Genomic DNA, 20,378 nt, shown 5'->3' with positions numbered 1-20,378 from the left:
TGATCCTTATTAAAAATAATGTGAAATCGTCAGGTAACGCGTTCTGATGTGTTCAATCAATAACTTAATCTTGTTCGGTGGCTGGCGCGTAAAGGGGTACACCGCATAAATACCGAGCTTCTTGCCGACTAAATCAGGGAAGATATCCACCAGCTGGCCGTTACGAATGTCGTGATAAACCAAACAGCGCGGTACATACGCGACCCCATGACCGCCCAACGCCGCCTTTCTTAATGCCGTCGCATTATCGGTAGAAAAAGAGCCCGAGACGCGCACTATGTATTTATCGTTATCAGTGAAGCCATCTTTACTATGCAGAAATTGCCACTCACTGGCACCCGTTGTTTGATAAGCGTATTGCAAGCAGTTGTGCTCAACCAAATCCTTGGGCTGCATCGGCTTACCATTCTTGGCGATATAAGACGGAGAAGCACATACCACCCATTGAGAGTCCAAGATATGACGGGCAATTAAGCTAGAGTCTTCCAAGTAGCCGGTTCGAATAACCAAGTCGAGACCATCATCAACCAGATCCACAAAGCGATTGTTAAGAGACATATCGACCGTTAAACCTGGGTGCATATTACAAAACTCGGCAACAGCGTCTGCCAGAATCAAATCTCCGGAGATAGTAGGCACTGACATTTTGATATGACCACTAACATTTTCACCAAAGCCTGAAACTGCGTCCATAGCCTCTTGAGCCGCCTGCTTCACATTTTTGGCTCCGTGTAACATTGCCTTACCCGCCTCGGTAAGCGTCAATTTACGCGTGGTTCGATATAATAGCTGCACGCCAATCTCTTCCTCCAAACGCGCAATTCTCTTACTAACTACCGAATTTGTAAGGTTATTTTGCTCTGCCACCTTACTAAAACTGCCCAGCTCTACTACCTGTGAAAACAGGATCAAATCGTCTGCTCGCATTTGATTATGCCAATTTTGGAATTAATTATTTTCATTATTTCCCTATATCAATAAAAAATAAAGGGGTAAATTCACGCCAAATTAACAAAACAATTACAAAAACAGCTTTTGCAATCACATCGGTTACAAATAAAGCGACTCTAATTACAACAATTGAATCCTCGAGATTCAGATTACACCTACAAAACTAATGACGTGTTATTCACTTCAAACATGAACGTTTGAAAACAAGTACGAGGAAGTACCCATGAGTGAAACTCTACTAGCATTATTGGCCTTTTCGCCAATAGTTGTTGCAGCGATTCTGCTGGTTGGCCTTAACTGGCCTGCAAAAAAAGCGATGCCCGTGGCATTTGCGTTAACCGTTGCTATCGCCCTATTCGCATGGGATATGTCTAGCACTCGCGTGCTGGCTTCAGTATTCCAAGGCTTCGGCATTACCGTGTCGGTTCTCTGGATTGTGTTTGGCGCCATCTTCTTATTAAACACTTTGAAACACACCGGAGCTATCACCACCATCCGCAACGGCTTTACTGACATATCAGCAGACCGTCGTGTACAAGCGATCATCATCGCTTGGTGTTTTGGTTCATTCATTGAAGGTGCATCTGGCTTCGGCACACCCGCTGCAATCGCCGCTCCATTGTTGGTTGCCATCGGCTTCCCAGCATTAGCCGCTGTACTGATGGGCATGATGATTCAATCTACGCCAGTATCATTCGGCGCGGTTGGTACACCTATCATTGTTGGCGTAAACAAAGGTTTGGATACGCACAACATTGGTGAAAGCCTGATTGCCAATGGTTCAACATGGGATGCTTACCTACAACAGATCACATCAAGTGTTGCAATCATCCACGCCTGCGTTGGTGTGATGATTCCTGTCTTGATGGCGATGATGCTGACTCGCTTCTTCGGTAAGAACAAAAGCTGGACTGAAGGTCTTGATATCCTACCGTTCGCACTGTTCGCCGGTGCTGCTTTCACTATTCCCTACGCACTAACGGGTGTTTTCCTAGGTGCTGAGTTCCCATCACTGATTGGTGGTTTGGTTGGCCTTGCGATTGTTGTAACAGCAGCAAAACGCGGCTTCCTAGTCCCTAAATCAAAATGGGATTTTGAAAGCGAAGATAAATGGCCAGCAGAATGGCTAGGTTCTTTGAAGATCGATTTAGACGACAACAAAGATCATAAAAAGATGAGCATGGCGATGGCATGGGCACCTTACGTGCTGCTCGCTGTCACTCTAGTTGCTAGCCGTGTGAGCCCTGAGTTCAAAGGCCTACTTAAGAGCGTTAGCCTTTCTTTCAGCAACATCCTTGGCGAGACCGGTGTAAGCACAGCGATTCAACCTCTGTATCTACCAGGCGGCATCTTAGTCTTCGTCGCGTTGGTTGCGGTTCTAATGCAATCTCGCAGTGCAGCTCCACTGGCTAAAGCCTTTGGTGAGTCGAGCAAAACTCTGATAGGCGCTGGCTTTGTGTTGGTGTTCACTATCCCAATGGTTCGTATCTTCATTAATTCTGGCGTGAACGGTGCCGATTTAGCAAGTATGCCAGTAACCACTGCAAACTTTGCAGCTGACCTAGTCGGCGGCGCATTCCCAGCGTTAAGTGCCACGGTGGGTGCGTTAGGTGCCTTCATTGCAGGTTCGAACACCGTTTCAAACATGATGTTCAGCCAGTTCCAATTCGAAGTAGCACAAACACTGTCTATCTCTAGTGCAGTGGTTGTTGCTCTGCAAGCCGTTGGTGCTGCAGCAGGTAACATGATTGCGATTCACAACGTGGTAGCCGCATCGGCGACCGTAGGCTTATTAGGACGCGAAGGAGCAACACTACGTAAGACAATCATCCCAACGTTCTACTACTTGGTGATGACCGGAATCATCGGCCTAGTGGTTATCTACGGCTTCAATATGACAGACGCACTTATGTAAACCATAAGTCGTTACAAAAGCACTTGGCGTTAATACTCAATTCCCCGACTGCAACACCGTCTAATAAGACAGTTGATGAGTTTCGGAATGGATACTAAAACACATCAACACCCCCGGGTATTAACGCCATTTTATTGCTTAACTGTTTCACTGTTTATTTGCTTCATAGATTAATTGCTTCACTGGTTATTTTATTTATCGATGAGTTGCTTCACCGATTAAGAAACAACAAACACTTACTTTTCAAGAATTAAAGCAGCCCAAGCCAAGCTCTCATAGAAGGGCAACATCCCAAGAATTTAGGACTGAAATTATGATCATATCCGCATCGACTGATTACCGCGCCGCAGCAAAAGCGAAATTACCACCGTTTCTTTTCCACTACATTGACGGCGGTTCTTACGGAGAACATACCCTACGCCGCAACACGGCCGATCTTGCAGAGATCGCACTCAAGCAGCGTGTCCTCAATGACATGTCGGACCTAAATTTGGAAACCGAATTGTTTGGCGAAAAGCTAGCGATGCCGATTGCATTAGCTCCTGTTGGTTTAACAGGTATGTACGCACGACGTGGTGAAGTACAAGCAGCAAAAGCCGCCGACAACAAAGGCATCCCTTTTACCATGTCGACCGTATCGGTATGCCCGATCGAAGAAGTCGCACCTAAGATTGAGCGCCCAATGTGGTTCCAACTTTACGTGCTAAAAGATCGTGGCTTCATGAAGAACGTATTGGAACGTGCCAAAGCGGCAGGCGTAACAACACTGGTATTTACTGTAGACATGCCGGTACCTGGCGCTCGCTACCGTGACATGCACTCAGGAATGAGTGGTCCGAATGCAGCAATACGTCGTGTATTCCAATCTATGCGTCATCCTAGCTGGGCCGTTGATGTTGGCCTTTTGGGTAAACCACACGATCTTGGCAATATCTCTACTTACCGAGGTTCTCCAACCAAACTGGAAGACTACATCGGTTGGTTGGGTGACAACTTCGACCCGTCGATTTCATGGAAAGACCTAGAGTGGATCCGTGATTTCTGGGACGGCCCGATGGTCATTAAAGGCATTCTTGATGAAGAAGATGCAAAAGACGCCGTGAGATTTGGTGCAGACGGTATCGTAGTTTCAAACCACGGTGGTCGTCAGCTAGATGGTGTTCTATCAAGTGCTAAAGCACTGCCTGCAATTGCAGATGCGGTAAAAGGCGACACCAAGATTCTGGTCGACTCTGGCATTCGTACTGGCTTAGATGTGGTTCGCATGATGGCGATGGGCGCAGACTGCACCTTGCTTGGTCGCTCTTTCGTCTACGCGTTAGCAGCGCAAGGACAAGCAGGTGTTGAGAACCTACTCGACCTATATGACAAAGAAATGCGCGTTGCCATGACATTAACAGGCGCTAAGACAATCAAAGACTTAACTCGCGAATCTCTGGTAGGGCTAGATTAAATCTCAACAATTTAGATTCGGATTCGGATTCGGATTCGGATTCGGACTCATGCTTTGGTCTACTTAGACTGAAGTTCAATCGGTGTCACAGCAATTACACTGCCGTTGTGACACCGTTTAAGCACTGGAAAATAAAATAAAAAAACTAGGGCGTGTTGATCTTTCGAGCTGATTTTTGCAGCGAGTTGCTGGGTATTTATACAAGGCAGAGGCGTCGATGTGTAGCTAGCCTACATAAGAAGCCGATAACGTAGTAGAAATGGCCAGCAAACGCTGCCCGAAGGGTTCAGCTAAAAGCGTTTTACTCTTTGTTGAGGGGGATTTGCTTAGAGTGACTAGGCTACTTCCCCCTCGCCGCGATTAAAACGCTTTTATCTCGAACAAAATTTAATCACGAAAGGTCAACACGCCCTGAACAGTGCCAAATAAGAAGCACAAGGAAGCAAAGATGGAGACAACCACATCCCATGAGCGAGCAATAGACGCACAAGCTTATCAGCAGCTTGAAGCGATACTGGCTCAAAAAATAGAAACGGAACGCATTGTCACGCAAGAGGCAAAGCGATTGGCCTACGGCACCGATGCGAGTTTTTATCGCTTGGTGCCGAAAATGGTTCTAAGGCTTAAAAACTTAGACGAAGTGATATTCACCATTCAAAGCTGTCGCGAACTCGGCATTCACTTTACCTTCCGCGCCGCAGGCACCAGCCTGTCAGGACAAGCGGTTTCAGACTCGGTACTCATCACATTGACCGACGATTGGCGTGGCCACGAAATTGTCGATAACGGCAATCAGATCATCCTACAACCAGGGGTAATTGGCGCTGATGCTAATAAATACCTTGCCCCTTTCCAGCGTAAAATCGGCCCAGATCCAGCTTCAATCAATACCTGTAAAATCGGTGGTATCGCGGCGAATAACGCCAGCGGCATGTGTTGTGGTACTGCGCAAAACTCGTATCGCACCGTTGAGAGCATGAAAATCGTATTGAGTGATGGCTCCCTGCTTGATACGGCAGATAACGCAAGTGTTGAAGCTTTCAAGCAATCACACAAAGAACTGTTTGAAGGTATTGTCGAATTACATCAACAGACAGCTTCAAACCAAGAACTCGCTGACAGAATCCGCCATAAATACCGCCTCAAAAACACCACTGGCTACGCGCTCAATGCACTGGTCGATTACCACGACCCAATTGAGATCATCAAACACTTGATGATAGGTTCTGAAGGCACGCTAGGCTTCATCGCTGAGATTACCTACAACACGGTGATCGAACATCCGAACAAAGCTTCGGCTCTGTTGGTGTTTGCCGACATCGAACAAGCCAGTAAAGCCGTTACTACGCTATCAAAAACACCCGTTGCTGCGGTTGAATTGATGGATGGCAGAGCGCTACGCTCAGTAGCTGATAAACCGGGTATGCCTGCATTCATGCCGAACTTGGATTTAGAAGCCGCAGCGATTTTGGTTGAATCACACGCCAGCTCCCAGCCGGACTTAGATTTACAATGTAAATCAATTTTGGACGCATTGACTGAATACACGATTGTTGAATCGGTGCCTTTCACTTCCGATCCAAAGACAGTCGCAACTCTGTGGGGCATCCGAAAAGGCATGTTCCCTGCCGTTGGAGCCGTTCGTGAAGTTGGCACAACCGTTATCATCGAAGACGTGGCTTTCCCTGTCGAAAACCTCGCTAACGGTATTCGAGAGCTACAAGAGCTGTTCGACAAATACGACTACAGCGAAGCGATCATTTTTGGTCACGCCCTCGAAGGCAACCTGCACTTTGTATTTACTCAAGGCTTCGACAGTCAAACAGAAATCGATCGCTACGGCGGTTTCATGGACGATGTTGCCGAGCTGGTTGCGGTGAAATACCAAGGTTCTCTAAAAGCAGAGCATGGTACTGGTCGTAACATGGCGCCTTATGTGGAATTGGAATGGGGCAAAGACGGCTATGCCTTGATGCAACAGATCAAAGCGCTGTTTGACCCAGAAAGACTGCTCAACCCCGGCGTTATCATCAACGACAACCCAAATTCACACATCACCAATTTGAAGCCAATGCCTGCTGCCGATGACCTTGTCGACCGCTGTATTGAATGTGGCTTCTGTGAGCCTGTTTGTCCGTCTCGTACGCTGACTCTATCACCACGCCAACGCATTGTTCTGTACCGAGAACTACAACGCCGCCGAGCTGCAGGTGAAGAAATAGAAGCAAGCGAACTAGAGAAAACCTTCGAATACCAAGGCATTGATACCTGCGCGGCGACAGGCCTGTGTGCCGAGCGTTGCCCAGTGGGAATCAACACCGGCGATTTGATCAAGAAGCTTCGGATTGCCAAGTACGAAAAATTTACGCCAATCGCTAAGTGGACAGCGGATCATTTCTCGACCACTACTAAACTGACTAAAGCAGGCCTCAAAACCAACCAAGTGGCGAGCAAAGTATTAGGCGCAAACACAGTCGGCAAGCTAACCAACGGCTTGCGCTCAATAACTAAAGGTGCGACGCCGGTTTGGATGCCTGAGATGCCGCAATCCAATAGTCACTCGCTAGTCTCATCACCAGTGACGGCAGAATCCTCAAGCAATCATAAGAAGGTGGTTTACCTCCCTTCCTGTGCAAGTCGAACCATGGGACAACAAAGCGATGCGGGCGACCAACGTCCTCTAACTGAAGTGACCATGTCTTTGCTTAACAAAGCAGGGTTTGAGGTAATTCTTCCGAAGAAGCTAGACGACCAATGTTGTGGCATGCCTTACGACAGCAAAGGGATGACCGATTTAGCCCAATCTAAAGCGCAACAGCTCGAAGAAGTGTTGTGGCAGGCCAGTCGTCAGGGTGAATACCCAGTCTTAATGGATACCAGCCCATGTGCTAAACGCAGTATTGAACAGTTCACCAAACCGTTAGAGGTATTAGAGCCGACAGGGTTTGTGAATCAATACTTGCTTGAGCACCTGACACTTGAGCCGCTGCAAGAAACCGTGATGTTGCATGTGACTTGTAGCTCTCGTCGAATGGGCTTGGAAGGCGCGATGTTGAGCCTTGCTAAAGCGTGTACCGAAGAGGTCATCGTTCCTGAGCATATTCAATGCTGTGGTTGGGCGGGTGATAAAGGTTTTACCACGCCAGAGCTGAATGAAGCGGCGGTACACCCACTCAAAGAGCAAGTGCCGAGCAACTGTACTCGTGGCTTCAGCAACAGCCGAACCTGTGAGATCGGTTTGTCACATCACAGTGGTATTCCGTATCAGTCAATCTTGTACTTGGTGGACGAAGTCGCGCAATAGCATCGTTCATAGCGCAAAGGTATTAACTTAAACCTAAAACGAAAAATGGCAGCCCAATCAGGCTGCCATTTCTTTATTCGATTTAAAACGCATTACCGAGCTAGATATTGCTGAGCTAACGGTTACTGAGCTAAACGCATCAACTCTTCTGGTAAGTAGTGTTCTGCTTCTGCGCCTTTGGCGATTAAGTCAATCACTTGGAATTCGCTCATGTCACAAAACTCTTTGGTCAAGTAGTCGCGAAACGCTTTCTCGTTCGGCCACTTACCTCGCACGATATAGCCATCTTCTTTATCGAAATCTTCCGTTTCAAAGAAGGAAAAATCGGTCATACCAATATTGTGGCAATACAAAACGAGATACATGTTGAATCCTTAACGCTGAACATTTAACTAAGCTAAAAACCGATCGACAACCGATCCGAAAGCCAATTCAAAAAAACAGGCTCAAGGTTACAACATAAATGCCAAATCGAACACTCTATCGAACACCCAATCAAGGACTTAAGCAACCTGCACTTTTTCGTTAATCATCAAACATCATGTTGATGGCTGCGCCTAACAGAATCAACCCAACAATTGGCCCCATGACTGCCAATGGCGCGCGTTCAATGTAGGGCAAGTTTTCTGCAATCATCAAACCCCATTCGGGTGCAGGCGGTTTCGCTCCCAAGCCGATGAAGCTAAGCGAGGTCAGGCTCAATGTGATTACTGGCAGCCTCAACATCGCGTGCCTTAGCAAAGGTGGCAATACATAAGGAAGCAAGTAGAAACGGAAGATTCGAAGCTTGCTGGTGCCCCACAATGGCGCGAGGTGCGTATAAGGTTGAGCCTTTGCTTCCACGATCAAGCTTGAACAGTGAGCAGCCAATGGTGCCCAAGATACCAATACAATCGCGATCAATGCGCTGTTCGGGTTCATCCCCGTTAAGCCAGCAACCAGCAGGCCTGCAATGATGTAAGGGATACCCTTAGTGATCTCGATAAGGCCTTGGCTAAAGCGGGTATTGAAGCCCATGATGATGCCTGTCACCAAACTCAAAAACGTCGCCAAGATACCGGCTTGGAAGGTCGCGACCATACCTGAACCGATTCTCGCTAACAGATCTCGGCCAATGCCATCCGCGCCTAATGGTGCTTGCCAACTTGGATCCGCTAAGCGAGCAAATTGACTGGTGTATGGGTCACGAAATGCAGCCCAAACCACGATTGAAATCAGGAATGAGAGTATTGAAAAAGCAACAGCACGCTTGGTGCGGCTTTGTGTAAAACGAAACGAAGAGTGGCTACTAATGAGCTTACCGCTTTTCAGACTATGACCCAGAATCAGCTGTTGAACAAACAAACTCATGCTGCTCACAGCAATTGAAAATAGCAGCAATACCAATAAGCCGCCCTGCAGCATTGGTAAATCTTGCGCCTTAGCTGCGCCTAAGATCATGCGCCCGATACCCGGAATCGAGAAGATAAGCTCAACCGCGACCGCGCCACCAGTCAAACCAATCACGATCATCGCTATTTGTGGGATCAGGCTGCTCAGCGCTCTTTTCAGCGCAAAACGAATAATTTGGTTGGAGTGAACGTTGGCACTAAGCCAAGTAATCACCCAAGGCTCATTGAGAACGCGTTGTAAACTGTCTCTGAGTAGGCGACTAAATAGGCCACTGGCGGGCAATGCGAGCGCTAAACTCGGTAACCAGATATCTTGCCAACCTTGCCAACCATACGGCGGCAGCCAACCTAACCAGATAGAGAACACCAGTATTAATACCGAGGCCACTACGTACTCTGGCAAGGATATTAATACGGTGCTTAAACTACTGTAACTCTGCCCTAGTTTGCCCTTCTTCCAACTGCGCAAAGTAGCAAGCAAGCCTGCACCGCACAGCACGAAAGTCATCACCAATGCGCTAGACATCAAAAACAGGGACGTAGACGCTGTCTTTTGAATGCCTAATGCAACCGAAGAACCATCAATCCAGGATTTACCTAGGTCACCCGAAAAAGCACTTCCTATCCAGTCGATCAGGCGCTCGCTCGCCGAACGGTCAAGCTGAAGATCAGCGCGTACCGCTGCTAAAGCTTCAGGCGTAAGCAGATGTTGTTGCCCCGCTCTCGCACGCAGAATGGATTGGCTTGGGTCGATGCCTGCAATGTCAGGCATCAAGCCAACAAGAATCACCACCACAATCAGTGAGGCGATTCTTGATAACCAAGGCGTCAAGAGAAATAAGGTTCGACGCAGAGTCTCAGCAGATAGCATCTATTTAGTTAGCCTGTTTCGCTTGTTTGATCTGTGTAGTTTGGTCAACTAAACGGCGCTCACTTGGGTCACGAACCACATTGCTCACGCGCTCGCTTTCACCTTGAATCACACGTTCGTGAAGCAGTGGAATAGCAGCGAAGTCGTTAAGGATTTTTTGCTCAGCTTCGATGATCGCTTGCTGACGCAGTGCGCCTAGTGGTTGCAGATCAGCGTGAGTCAGTGCTTGGTCTACTTCTTGAGAACAGAATTGACCAAGATTGAATGAACCCTTACAGCCAAAGTCACTCATCATGTAAGCCACTGGGTCACCAGAATCTAGAACCGTTGCACGAGAAAGGATAAACGCATCGAACTTGCCTGATAGCGCATCGTTTTCGATCTGAGCGTATTCACGGATATCCAGCTCAACCTTGAAACCAGCCGCTTCAAGTTGTTGCTTCAGTAGCGCTGCCACTTCTGGAAGCTCTGCACGGTCGGTAAAGGTACCGATAACAATGCTTTCACCGTTTGCTTTTAGAGTTTTGTCTAATGCCTGACCTTCAGGTCGAATTGGTTCAGCCCAAGCAAGAGCAGGACCTAATAGACCTTGTGCAATATCCGCGTGGTTCTCATAAACGGTATTCACGATTTGCTCTCGGTCCACCGCAGCAGCCGCAACCTTACGCAAGTTAATATCGCTGAATACGCCTGACTTGTTGTTTAGGTAAAGCGTATTGGTACGAGGCATCGCCACTTCATAAAGTAGGTTCGGATCAATGGTCGCGATTTGTGAAACGGGCACTGCTTCAACGATGTCTGCCGTGCCTGTTCTTAGAGCCGCAGCGCGCGCAAAACCGTTAGGAACGTATTCTGCAATCACAGATTCAACCTGTGCTTTTTGACCCCAGTAGCCATCGAAACGTTTTAGCTTCGCGCTGGTTGTACCGTTAATTTCAGTCAACTCAAATGGGCCCGTACCTGCACCCATTGGGCTAACACGGCCATCTTCTTGGTAAGCACTTGCTGCAAGAATCGCTAATTGAGGGCTTGATAAACGGCTTGGTAAAAGAGGATCATCAAAGCTGGTCTTGATCTCTACGCGGTAGTTGTCCATCGCTTTCACTTGTAGATCGACACCATCTAGAATGCGTGGCTTAGGTGCAGCCTCAAGCGCTTTCTGCAAAGAGTTCACTACGGATTCTGCGGTTAACGTAAAGCCATCATGGAATTTAACGCCTTGGCGAATAGTGAACTGCCAAGTCAGTGGATCAAGATGTTTCCAATCAGTCGCTAGCATTGGTTCTGCTTCTGAGGTTGGGCTCAAGTTCACTAACGTTTCAGCCGTACTCCAACGTGATAATTTGAACGCATCATCAGAAAGTGGCGATAGGCCCGTTCTTGGTGGCTGCATCATCGCAACACGAATTTCAGATTTGACCGCCGCATCGCTCGACTCTGGTTGAGAGTCAAAGCAGCCCGTCAAAGGCAGAGCCAACGCAAGCGCGCAAGCCAGTTTGATTGAATTAAAACGCATAGTTATTTTTCTCTGTAGCTGTGTTGTGTTAATAAACAGTCTTTCGTTAATAAGCAGTATTTCGTAATAAATAAGGTTGTGTTTAACAAGTAGATTTCGAAAGTGGCTGAGATTCGATCAGCAACTGAGTCGCAGGGTGAGCAGGTGTGCTCATCACTTGAGGTGTCGGTCCGTGCTCCACTATCTCGCCATGGTCAAGAACTAGAATTTCTTCACGAAGCGCCTTTGCCGCACCGAGATCATGCGTCACCAAAACGATTCGCATGTCGCGCTTATTTTTCAGTGAGTTAAGTAAATCCAGCAACCTTTGACGGTTCACAGGATCAAGGCTGGCAGTCGGCTCATCGGCTACCAACACTGCGGGTCTAACGACAAGAGCCCGAGCGATAGCCACACGTTGAGCTTGGCCTGTAGAAAGCTGATTAGGTTTCAATGAGAGCAAACTGGCAGGTAAGCCCACGTCCAATAGCGTCTCTTCAATAATGCTTTCATGATTACCAGAAACGTCTAAGTTGCTTAGCGGTTCGGCTAAGATCTGTCGAACGGTATAGTAAGGGTTGAGACTGGTATGAGGCTCTTGTGGTACCAACTGGATCAAGCGACACACCCTTGCCTGCGTTTTGCTATTGCGAATCGGCAGCGAATGGCCAAATAGGCTGATTCGGCCAACAGTCGGTGATTTTAGGCCAAATAACAGCTCAATCAGTGTCGATTTTCCGGCACCAGAACGGCCAACAATGGCTAAGCTTTTGTCTTCAACATTGAGGTCGATGTTCTGTAGCGCTTTGAACGCCTTACCACCCAGCCAACTTGGCACTGAGTAATAATGAACTCCGACATTCTCGAACTTAATCTCGATCGGTGTTTGTGTGTCTGAATCTATCACTGGCATTAACGGCGAGACTTCTGAATTTAGTGGTAAGGTCGGGCTCATTCGATTAAGTCTCTCAATGAACAACAGAAAGCGTGAGAGCTTGATTCAAGCGCATGTTTTGGTGCGCCGTAAGCCACCACTCCACCATCATCGATGACCAACAACTTGTCACACGCTAATGCGCTGTGCAGGTCATGAGTAATCAACAAGCCACCGATTTGTCGCTGTTTAACATTGTCTTGAATCAGCTTAAGTATCTCTTGCTCTGTCACCGGATCTAACGCGCTGGTTGGTTCATCGGCGATGATGAGATCGGCGTTACTCAGCAAGCCAATCGCAATACAAATCCGTTGACGTTGCCCTCCCGAAATTTGGCTCGGATATAACGGCAAGATGGTTTCAGGGTTAGGAAATCCAAGCTGCACTAACAATTCAGTGAGTTTGATCTTGTCTTGTGATTTAAGCTTAGTGCGCGTCCCCGTCAATGCCAAACTGAGTTGACCTTCAATAGAAACCAGAGGATTTAATGCTTGAAGCGCATCTTGAAAGATAACTGCGGGGCGCTGTGCTGCGGTTCTTTGCAACATAGGCAAGCCACACACGGCATCGCCAGAAAGAGAAATATGGCCTTCAACCTCAACCGTATCTGGCAGAAAACCCGCAATCGCGCGTGAAAGCATAGACTTACCAATGCCTGATGGACCCATGATCGCCAACAGCTCACCTCGATATACATCGAAATAAATATCTTGAAAAAGTGTTCTCGAAGAGGTTTTGATCGTTAATTGGTCAACAGACAGAAGTGGGGCGTTCACGCAGATACTCATAAATGAATGTTATAACATAACAACTCTATCATTAAGCCTACATGATGAAAAGCGAACATTGAACCGTATCGCATTTTATTTGCTGTTTGATTGACCATTTTTACTAGGTCATTAGATAGAAAAAGCGCCCTTAGCATAATGCTGTCAGGCGCTTTCAAAAGTACTGGCAATAACGATTGTGTTTCTAACCTAATGACACGCCGCGGATGCACCTTCTGTTGGAAGGCACTTCTGCTTAACTTGTGCGATGAACGGATACAAGAAGGCAATACGTCCAAGATAAAACAAGGTAAACGCCAACCACAAACCATGATTGCCCCACATATCGATTGATAATGCCTGTACCGCTAAGAAAACCAACAAAGTAGCGATGCTAGAGTCCCTAACCGGACGCGTGGTACCCGTTCCGGTAAAGATGCCGTAAACCGTTAAGCCAAAGCCAGACACCAGCGGGAACACAATCAACCACGGAGCCATCTCTTGATATAGAGCGACAAGCGTTGGGATATCGGTAAACAAGAAGACAATGTTGTCTTTGAATACCAAGGTGAGGAAGGTCAGTGCGGCAATAAAGCTCGCCGTCCATTGGAAGTTAAGTCTTAATACACGATCCAACATTGAAGGGTTTTTCTGACCTACCGCTTTACCCGCGAACACACTCGATGCATTGGCAATGCCGTCAAACATGTAACTGACAATGAAGGTCACCTGCATCAAGATCGCGTTAGCAGCCAGAACATCGGCACCCAGTTTAGAACCAGTACGCGCCATCATGTTGAAGAAAACTAAAATACAGATGGTACGAAGTAAGAGATCAGTATTTGAGGAGATGATTGTCGATAGGTCTTTCTTGGTCATCTTCGAACCTTGTAGGAACTCAGAGATCGAGATATTGCTGGTCTTAATCACCAGTGTCATACCAATAGCGAAGGTGGTGACTTGTGCAATCAAACTTGCGTAGGCCACACCCGCAACACCCAAATCGAAATAAAGTACAAACACCGCATCCAATACAATGTTCAACACGTTACCAAACACTTGTGTGTAAAGAACTTCTTTGGCTTTCGCCTGCCCCATTAACCAACCAATAATGGTGTAGTTAAGCAGTACAAAAGGTGCACCATAAATCAAAATACTGAAGTAGATATGCGCGTGCTCAGCCACTTTTGCTTCAGGTTCTATCACCCACATCGCGCCTTGCCAGATGAGTGGTTGTATCAAGATAAAGATCAAACCTACCAAACCAGACAACACAAATGGACGCATCAAGCTGCCCGCTAAATCAGAACGATTCCCTTTGCCCAGTGCCATCGCACTTTGTCCCGTGGTACTAACACGGAAAAAACCAAACAGCCAATACATGGTGTTCATAATGATAGTGCCGATCGCCACGCCACCAATCAATTCAGCAATGCCAAGTTGGCCGATAACAGCAGTATCCACCGCACCTAACAAAGGCTGTGTCACCGTAGAGATGATGAAGGGGAAGGCGATTTTAAGATAATCTTTATGGGTAATGGTCATATATTCTATCGAGTGATATTAAGAATTATTTGCAATTAGAACGGAATGCTATCGCTTAATCCGTACGTTGTCATCAATTACTGAGGTAAATTATCAACAAGCTTTCTCTTCATTACATCACCAACATAAGATGCCTTTCAGCCATTGAGTGAGCAAATTAGCCACAACAAATGAGTAAAGCCACGCTCGACAAAAAACAACAAAACCAATTACCGATCCAATTCATTAGTTAGCCTGATAAAGACTCAGTAAAAACTCACAGGGAGGTAGAAATCAAGCTCAAACACTTCATCACTATTAAGAAAATGGTTCCGATGATAATGCACATACGCAGGAGTCGAACGCTGTTTGAAACCAGAAGCCGGCAACCATTTTTCCAATACCATACTGATCTGTGGTAGCAACTCACCATAACGACCATTAAGTCGAAATACGGCATGCAAACCGCCTGGAATCACCATCTGGTTCACGACACCTCGATACTTGATCGGCTCATCTATCGCGATGCACGCTACATAACGACACTGATCCATTTCAACCCAAGCAGGGTTAGAGTGATGCAAGCCGAATTGACTCGAAAAATCACGCTGTTCAGAGTTCGCCCATGCTTTCAATATCAACCACGCATTACGAATGGATCGGTTATAGCCAGTATGTCGAACATAAGCTGCCATTCGGTCTGATACTTCAACAATTTTAGGTTCCGGTAACTCCCGCTGCGACACATTCAAATAGCCTGCCGCCACTTCGGGATCTTTCAGGTAAGGTTTTTCTGCAATCTGTAAATCATGCTTACGCCATTCTCCGGGCGACATATTAAAGGTCGCTTTAAATGCTCGGCTAAACGAAGACACAGAGCTAAAGCCACATTTATGGGCGATCTCAACCACAGACGAGCTGGTATCGAACATCAATTGATTAGCCGCATACTCCATTCGAGTGCGTCGAATGTATTGATGCAACGACTCCCCAACCACACTTTTGAACGTGCGATGAAAGTGTTGCTCTGAATACGCAGCAATCTCAGAGAGCGCTTTTGCCGACAAAGGCTGACTGATGTCTTGGTGAATATGGAACAAAACATCATTGATTCGGGATATGTGTTGTCGTGACATCGTTCAAATAGCATAAATGGACATGTTTAAGAGCATAAACGGACACGCCAGTTTTTACAATTGCCGTGTAATATCAAGCGATAGAATAAAAACGATAAACGACGAGACACAACACATGGAAATCGCACAGTCATTACAACAGATTCAATCTTCATACATTCGAGAGATCCTCGCAGCCGCAAGCGATCCAAATGTTATTTCGTTGGCCGGTGGTTTACCCGATGCGAAAACATTCCCTATCGATTTAATGAAGCCTACGCTAGAAAACCTAGCGAACATGCCTGAAGTTTTCCAATACGGTTCGACCGCCGGTTATGGCCCGTTGCTTGATCACCTAACACAAAGCTACCAATTGCCAGAATCTCACACGGCCATGATCTGTACAGGTTCTCAGCAAGGTTTGGATTTGATTGCTCGTGCGTATGTTGACCCGGGTGATGTGGTTGTGATGGAAGCGCCAAGCTACTTAGGTGCGATGCAGGTGTTTGGCCTAGTTCAAGCAAACATCGCTACCGTGTCTCAAACTGAATTTGGCCCGAACCTAGATGAACTGGAAACATGCTTTGCCGAGCAAGCGCCAAAAATGTTCTATGCCGTGCCTGATTTCCACAACCCAACCGGTGTGTGCTGGGCAACAGAAACTCGTCAAAAAGTGGCTGAGCTGTGTATCAAATACAACGTAGCCTTCATTGAAGATGCTCCATACCGTGAGCTACGTTTCACTGGTACGGAACTGCCATTGGTTTCTTCGTTCTGCCCTGATAACTCTATCGTTCTTCGTTCATTCTCTAAGATTGCATCGCCAGGCCTACGTATTGGCGCGGTAACAGGCAAACGCAGCTACCTTGAGCCACTGATCAAAGTGAAACAAGGCGCTGACTTACACTCAAGTGTACCCATGCAAGCGCTGCTTGTTGGTCTTCTAAAACATGAAGACTTTGGCGTGCATATGGAAAACATTCGCACGCTATACAAGTCTCGTTATGAGGTGCTGTTCTCAGAACTAGAAAAACAACTGCCTGCAGATTGTGTGTTAAAAGCCGTCGATGGCGGGATGTTCATTTGGGTTGAGATCCCAGAGTGCGATACCTTCGAATTAGCTAAGACTTTGCTATCGAATGGCGTCGCGGTAGTACCAAGCCCTGTATTCTATCCAAAGGCCGATGAAGCTAAAGCTGCACTGCGCTTAAACTTCACCAACGCCAACCCAGAAGAATTGACGGAAGCGGTGAAACGCTTAGCGGAAGTACTGAACCAAGCGTAATCGCTGACGATACTGACCGCTTTGGTGATTGCCTGATCGGCTTGTTGCCGAGAAAGCCGCAACGAATCAGCATTAAGGGCCAATGTCATTCTCAACAAGAGAGTCACATTGGCCTTAATTTTAGGTCGCTATAAAACACAGAAAGGACATCACTTTGCCTCATTGTATTATCGAACACTCATCCACTGTTGATGGTCAGCAACTCAATCAGAAAGTGTTTCTCGGCGCGATGGAATCTCAGTTGTTCTCACCAACAGGAGAAGACATCAAAGTACGCAGCCTTGCCTACCAGCATTACCAAACTGGTGAAGTAAAAGAAGACTTCGTGCATGTCTCTGTGCGTATTTTGTCTGGGCGTAACGAGAGCATTAAAACGATGCTCTCCAGGTCCATTTTGGATCAATTACTGACTCTTCCACTATCCAATGCTTCGCTGACCGTAGAGATCATTGATATAGAGGCAAGTAGCTATTCAAAAGCCTTAGTTTAAAGGCAAGTCACAAACGAACAGCCCCTCAAATAGAGTATTTTCAAAGCATTAGTTAGACAACATGGAGCAATAAATGGAAGTGGTGATTGGTAACAACCCTGAATTGATAATGAAAGCACAATCCATTCGTCATCAAGTCTTCGTTGTTGAACAAGGCATACCGCAGATATTGGATCTTGATGGGCTCGATCCTGTCTCACATCATGCACTCATCACCGATGAAGATAATTTAGTCGCGACTGCACGCTTGCACATTGATGAATCAGGACACTCAACTATGGCGCGAGTTGCTGTTCTACAGCCTTATCGAGGATTTGGTATCGCATCTGAAATTGTCACGGCACTTCTAAAACATGCCTCTGAACATGGTGCTAAAGTAATTGAAATCCACGCCCATCAATACCTAAAGAATTACTATGAAAAGTTTGGCTTTGAGTTCATTCGTGAAGTAGAAATCGTCGGGGAACACCAGCTCATTGAAATGAGATACAACATAAGTTCGTAGCCAAATATTCAATCAACAACAAGATATCACTACTTATCTGAGCTAAAACTGCTTATCAAATAGCTACCACCTCCACACACCTAAAACCACACTGGTAATAATGCTAAATAGCCCTACTTTTGGTTGGTTTTTGTCCTTCCTTGGCTTGGTTATACTGCGGCGGATTTTAATAAGCCAATATGGGCAAACCTGAGTAAATCAAACTCAGTATGTATCATAAAAGGCAACGCTCTGGATTTACGTTCCAGCTCGCAGAAAGGAAAAACCATGTCTCAATATGTTGTATGTGCTCTGTATAAATTTGTAGCACTTGATGATTACCAAGAAATTCGCCAGCCACTCACTGACGTGTTAGAAGCCAACCAAATCCGCGGTACTTTGCTACTTGCGAGCGAAGGCATCAACGGCACCGTTGCAGGTAAGCGCGAATCTATCGACGCTCTTCTTAAATGGTTCAAACAAGATTCTCGTTTGGCTGATGTTGTTTACAAAGAGTCGTTCAACGAAGAACAACCATTCAACCGCACCAAAGTTAAGCTTAAGAAAGAGATCGTAACCATGGGCGTTGAGGGTATCGACCCACGCCACGTTGTCGGCACTTACGTGAAACCAAACGAATGGAACGCTTTGATTTCTGATCCTGATGTGATTCTGGTTGATACTCGTAACGACTACGAAGTGGACATCGGTACATTCAAAAATGCTGTAAACCCAAACACAGAAACCTTCCGTGAATTCCCTCAATACGTTGAAGAAAATCTCGATCCTAAGAAACACAAAAAAGTCGCGATGTTCTGTACTGGCGGTATTCGTTGTGAAAAATCAACGGCCTACATGAAAGAGCAAGGCTTTGATGAGGTTTACCACCTTGAAGGCGGCATTCTTAAGTACCTAGAAGAAGTACCAGAAGAAGAGAGCATGTGGGAAGGCGACTGCTACGTATTTGATGGTCGTGTTGCAGTAAACCACCAGCTAGAGAAGAGCGGCTACGACGTGTGTAACGCTTGTCGCCTGCCAATCACTGACGAAGACAAAGCCTCTGAGCACTTCGAGAAAGGCGTAAGCTGCCCTAAGTGTATTGATAAGCACAGCGACGAGCAGAAAGCCCGTTTCCGCGAACGTGAAAAGCAAGTTCAACTGTCGAATGCTCGTGGCGAAACCCACGTAGGTGGCGAAGCCGCTCACCTTATCGATCAACGTAAGAAAGAAAAGCTAGCACACAAAGAGCAGCAACGCTCTGGTAAGAAAGCGAAGTAAGCTTTCTGCTTTCAACACACATAGTTCTAAACATGTAACGATAAATAGTTAGCTATATACATACAAAAGGGCGCAAGTTCGAAGATGATTCCTCGAGTTTGAGCCCTTTTTTGATCGCTTTACGGCTTTGTGTTTTGAACCACATTTCTTTCGATAAATTGCTTCTATACTGTTAATAATCCGACTAGAGAGGAAGTGCCAATGCTCAATGAAAACCATGCCTTTATCTTAGATTTCCCAGATCTTAAATTAGACATTGTTCAGCTCAACCACGACGACGAAAAATTCAAAGCAGACATGCAGAAATACCACCAACTCGACTACGACATCCGTCAGCTAGAAATCTCTGGCAGCCCTATCGATGACGACAGCATGCACAACCTCAAAGTTGAACGCATGGCGCTAAAAGACTCGCTACACAAACAGCTCACGCGCCACCACGCACTTAAGATCGTATAGAAAAATCAATCCAAAACTCTATTTTAAGCCATGCACTACGCATGGCTTTTTGGTTTCATCACATCGCAAATCTAAGCTAATTCGGCTTCTTCAATTATGTTACTGTTTGCTTATTCAAAGGCGTTTGATAAGGAAGCGGACACTGTGGCAAGACAAGAAGAGAATATACAATTCCAGCTCGTTTCAAATCATGAATTCGAAGAACTATTTGCGTGTGTGAAACAAGGTATATTCATACACGTAGATGACGTTTTCGGTTGGGATGACGACTTCCAACGTCAACGACTTTTAAACGATTACCATCCCTCTTGGTTTCATTGGGTATACCGAGGAGAAGAGAGGATTGGACTTGTGTGTTTTAAGCCTTATGACAACGCATACCATATTCATCTGCTGATCATTTTCCCTCAAAACCAAGGCCGCTCACTTGGCAAGCAAGTCATGACTCTCATACATAAGAGAGCCATGGAAGAGCAACGAAGCCAAGTCACTCTATCAAGCTTTAGAAGTAACACTCGCGCCATTAGCTTTTATCAGTCACTTGGCTACCGAGTTGTTGATGAAGGAGATGATGATTTTGTGGGATTGGCTCTCAACCTAGCTAACTCTCAGCCTCGCTAACCATAGAGAAAATACAGATAGCGAGTAGATAGAGAGCGTTT

The 20,378-nt window shown here is 46.4% G+C and carries 17 protein-coding genes; 9 read left to right on the top strand and 8 right to left on the bottom strand.

The features are described 5' to 3' along the window. Positions 1-9 precede the first annotated feature (9 nt). Positions 10-927: a LysR family transcriptional regulator gene (locus AACR09_RS17675; protein ID WP_017081288.1), complete on the bottom strand. Its 918-nt coding sequence runs from the start codon at positions 925-927 to the stop codon at positions 10-12. A gap of 247 nt (positions 928-1,174) precedes the next feature. On the opposite strand from AACR09_RS17675, the gene AACR09_RS17670 reads away from it, so the two are divergent. From AACR09_RS17670 to AACR09_RS17660, 3 genes are all read left to right on the top strand, one after another. Further along, a complete protein-coding gene (locus tag AACR09_RS17670; RefSeq protein ID WP_017083008.1) occupies positions 1,175-2,866 on the top strand; it encodes an L-lactate permease in 1,692 nt (563 codons plus the stop codon). Between the two features lie 313 nt (positions 2,867-3,179). Continuing rightward, entirely contained in the window at positions 3,180-4,319 is a 1,140-nt protein-coding gene (gene lldD / locus AACR09_RS17665; protein ID WP_010432610.1) for an FMN-dependent L-lactate dehydrogenase LldD, read from the top strand. Positions 4,320-4,767: 448 nt separating this feature from the next. Continuing rightward, entirely contained in the window at positions 4,768-7,623 is a 2,856-nt protein-coding gene (locus AACR09_RS17660; protein WP_193835464.1) for an FAD-binding and (Fe-S)-binding domain-containing protein, read from the top strand. A gap of 122 nt (positions 7,624-7,745) precedes the next feature. Here AACR09_RS17660 and AACR09_RS17655 read toward each other — a convergent pair whose 3' ends face one another. The 7 genes from AACR09_RS17655 to AACR09_RS17625 all read right to left on the bottom strand — a co-directional run bounded on the left by AACR09_RS17655 (position 7,746) and on the right by AACR09_RS17625 (position 15,741). After that, positions 7,746-7,988: a hypothetical protein gene (locus AACR09_RS17655; protein ID WP_193835463.1), complete on the bottom strand. Its 243-nt coding sequence runs from the start codon at positions 7,986-7,988 to the stop codon at positions 7,746-7,748. 160 nt (positions 7,989-8,148) lie between these two features. Beyond that, the gene (locus AACR09_RS17650; RefSeq protein ID WP_193835462.1) at positions 8,149-9,885 is read right to left on the bottom strand and encodes an ABC transporter permease subunit; all 1,737 of its coding nucleotides are present in this window, start codon (positions 9,883-9,885) and stop codon (positions 8,149-8,151) included. A 4-nt stretch (positions 9,886-9,889) separates the two neighbouring features. Continuing rightward, positions 9,890-11,401 (bottom strand): ABC transporter substrate-binding protein, encoded by a 1,512-nt coding sequence (locus AACR09_RS17645; RefSeq protein WP_193835461.1) that lies wholly within the window; start codon positions 11,399-11,401, stop codon positions 9,890-9,892. 82 nt (positions 11,402-11,483) lie between these two features. Then, positions 11,484-12,335, bottom strand: coding sequence for an ABC transporter ATP-binding protein (locus tag AACR09_RS17640; RefSeq protein WP_193835460.1), 852 nt, complete (start codon positions 12,333-12,335; stop codon positions 11,484-11,486). Then, on the bottom strand, positions 12,332-13,090 hold the full coding sequence (locus tag AACR09_RS17635; protein WP_193835459.1) for an ATP-binding cassette domain-containing protein: 759 nt from the start codon (positions 13,088-13,090) through the stop codon (positions 12,332-12,334). Before AACR09_RS17635 ends, AACR09_RS17640 begins: the two co-directional genes overlap by 4 nt. A gap of 201 nt (positions 13,091-13,291) precedes the next feature. Then, entirely contained in the window at positions 13,292-14,626 is a 1,335-nt protein-coding gene (locus tag AACR09_RS17630) for an MATE family efflux transporter (protein WP_193835458.1), read from the bottom strand. Between the two features lie 245 nt (positions 14,627-14,871). Beyond that, positions 14,872-15,741 carry an AraC family transcriptional regulator gene (locus AACR09_RS17625; RefSeq protein WP_017083000.1) on the bottom strand — a complete coding sequence of 290 codons (870 nt, stop codon included), beginning with the start codon at positions 15,739-15,741 and terminating at the stop codon, positions 14,872-14,874. A 115-nt stretch (positions 15,742-15,856) separates the two neighbouring features. Between AACR09_RS17625 and AACR09_RS17620 the strand changes: the two genes are divergently transcribed. From AACR09_RS17620 to AACR09_RS17595, 6 genes are all read left to right on the top strand, one after another. Then, entirely contained in the window at positions 15,857-17,005 is a 1,149-nt protein-coding gene (locus tag AACR09_RS17620; protein WP_017081297.1) for an aminotransferase-like domain-containing protein, read from the top strand. A gap of 154 nt (positions 17,006-17,159) precedes the next feature. After that, positions 17,160-17,495 carry a 5-carboxymethyl-2-hydroxymuconate isomerase gene (locus tag AACR09_RS17615; protein ID WP_102447851.1) on the top strand — a complete coding sequence of 112 codons (336 nt, stop codon included), beginning with the start codon at positions 17,160-17,162 and terminating at the stop codon, positions 17,493-17,495. Positions 17,496-17,568: 73 nt separating this feature from the next. Continuing rightward, a complete protein-coding gene (locus AACR09_RS17610) occupies positions 17,569-18,000 on the top strand; it encodes a GNAT family N-acetyltransferase (protein ID WP_193835457.1) in 432 nt (143 codons plus the stop codon). 267 nt (positions 18,001-18,267) lie between these two features. After that, positions 18,268-19,257, top strand: a complete 990-nt coding sequence (trhO, locus tag AACR09_RS17605) for an oxygen-dependent tRNA uridine(34) hydroxylase TrhO (protein WP_017082996.1) — start codon at positions 18,268-18,270, stop codon at positions 19,255-19,257. Between the two features lie 201 nt (positions 19,258-19,458). Continuing rightward, positions 19,459-19,716 carry a YdcH family protein gene (locus tag AACR09_RS17600; RefSeq protein WP_010432560.1) on the top strand — a complete coding sequence of 86 codons (258 nt, stop codon included), beginning with the start codon at positions 19,459-19,461 and terminating at the stop codon, positions 19,714-19,716. A 96-nt stretch (positions 19,717-19,812) separates the two neighbouring features. Then, positions 19,813-20,337 (top strand): GNAT family N-acetyltransferase, encoded by a 525-nt coding sequence (locus AACR09_RS17595; protein WP_193835456.1) that lies wholly within the window; start codon positions 19,813-19,815, stop codon positions 20,335-20,337. Positions 20,338-20,378 lie beyond the last annotated feature (41 nt).

This window comes from Vibrio sp. OPT20 (assembly GCF_963889365.1).
Lineage (GTDB): Bacteria > Pseudomonadota > Gammaproteobacteria > Enterobacterales > Vibrionaceae > Vibrio > Vibrio splendidus.
This window is presented reverse-complemented; position numbering and strand designations above follow the sequence as displayed.

What these genes read in the sequence shown, in the direction of transcription:
- AACR09_RS17670 (WP_017083008.1), top strand. Translation starts at nt 1,175, where the DNA reads ATGAGTGAAACTCTACTAGCATTATTGGCCTTTTCGCCAATAGTTGTT.
- AACR09_RS17640 (WP_193835460.1), bottom strand. Translation starts at nt 12,335, where the DNA reads ATGAGCCCGACCTTACCACTAAATTCAGAAGTCTCGCCGTTAATGCCA.
- AACR09_RS17660 (WP_193835464.1), top strand. Translation starts at nt 4,768, where the DNA reads ATGGAGACAACCACATCCCATGAGCGAGCAATAGACGCACAAGCTTAT.
- AACR09_RS17630 (WP_193835458.1), bottom strand. Translation starts at nt 14,626, where the DNA reads ATGACCATTACCCATAAAGATTATCTTAAAATCGCCTTCCCCTTCATC.
- AACR09_RS17620 (WP_017081297.1), top strand. Translation starts at nt 15,857, where the DNA reads ATGGAAATCGCACAGTCATTACAACAGATTCAATCTTCATACATTCGA.
- AACR09_RS17600 (WP_010432560.1), top strand. Translation starts at nt 19,459, where the DNA reads ATGCTCAATGAAAACCATGCCTTTATCTTAGATTTCCCAGATCTTAAA.
- AACR09_RS17625 (WP_017083000.1), bottom strand. Translation starts at nt 15,741, where the DNA reads ATGTCACGACAACACATATCCCGAATCAATGATGTTTTGTTCCATATT.
- trhO (WP_017082996.1), top strand. Translation starts at nt 18,268, where the DNA reads ATGTCTCAATATGTTGTATGTGCTCTGTATAAATTTGTAGCACTTGAT.
- lldD (WP_010432610.1), top strand. Translation starts at nt 3,180, where the DNA reads ATGATCATATCCGCATCGACTGATTACCGCGCCGCAGCAAAAGCGAAA.
- AACR09_RS17650 (WP_193835462.1), bottom strand. Translation starts at nt 9,885, where the DNA reads ATGCTATCTGCTGAGACTCTGCGTCGAACCTTATTTCTCTTGACGCCT.
- AACR09_RS17595 (WP_193835456.1), top strand. Translation starts at nt 19,813, where the DNA reads ATGTTACTGTTTGCTTATTCAAAGGCGTTTGATAAGGAAGCGGACACT.
- AACR09_RS17675 (WP_017081288.1), bottom strand. Translation starts at nt 927, where the DNA reads ATGCGAGCAGACGATTTGATCCTGTTTTCACAGGTAGTAGAGCTGGGC.
- AACR09_RS17645 (WP_193835461.1), bottom strand. Translation starts at nt 11,401, where the DNA reads ATGCGTTTTAATTCAATCAAACTGGCTTGCGCGCTTGCGTTGGCTCTG.
- AACR09_RS17655 (WP_193835463.1), bottom strand. Translation starts at nt 7,988, where the DNA reads ATGTATCTCGTTTTGTATTGCCACAATATTGGTATGACCGATTTTTCC.
- AACR09_RS17610 (WP_193835457.1), top strand. Translation starts at nt 17,569, where the DNA reads ATGGAAGTGGTGATTGGTAACAACCCTGAATTGATAATGAAAGCACAA.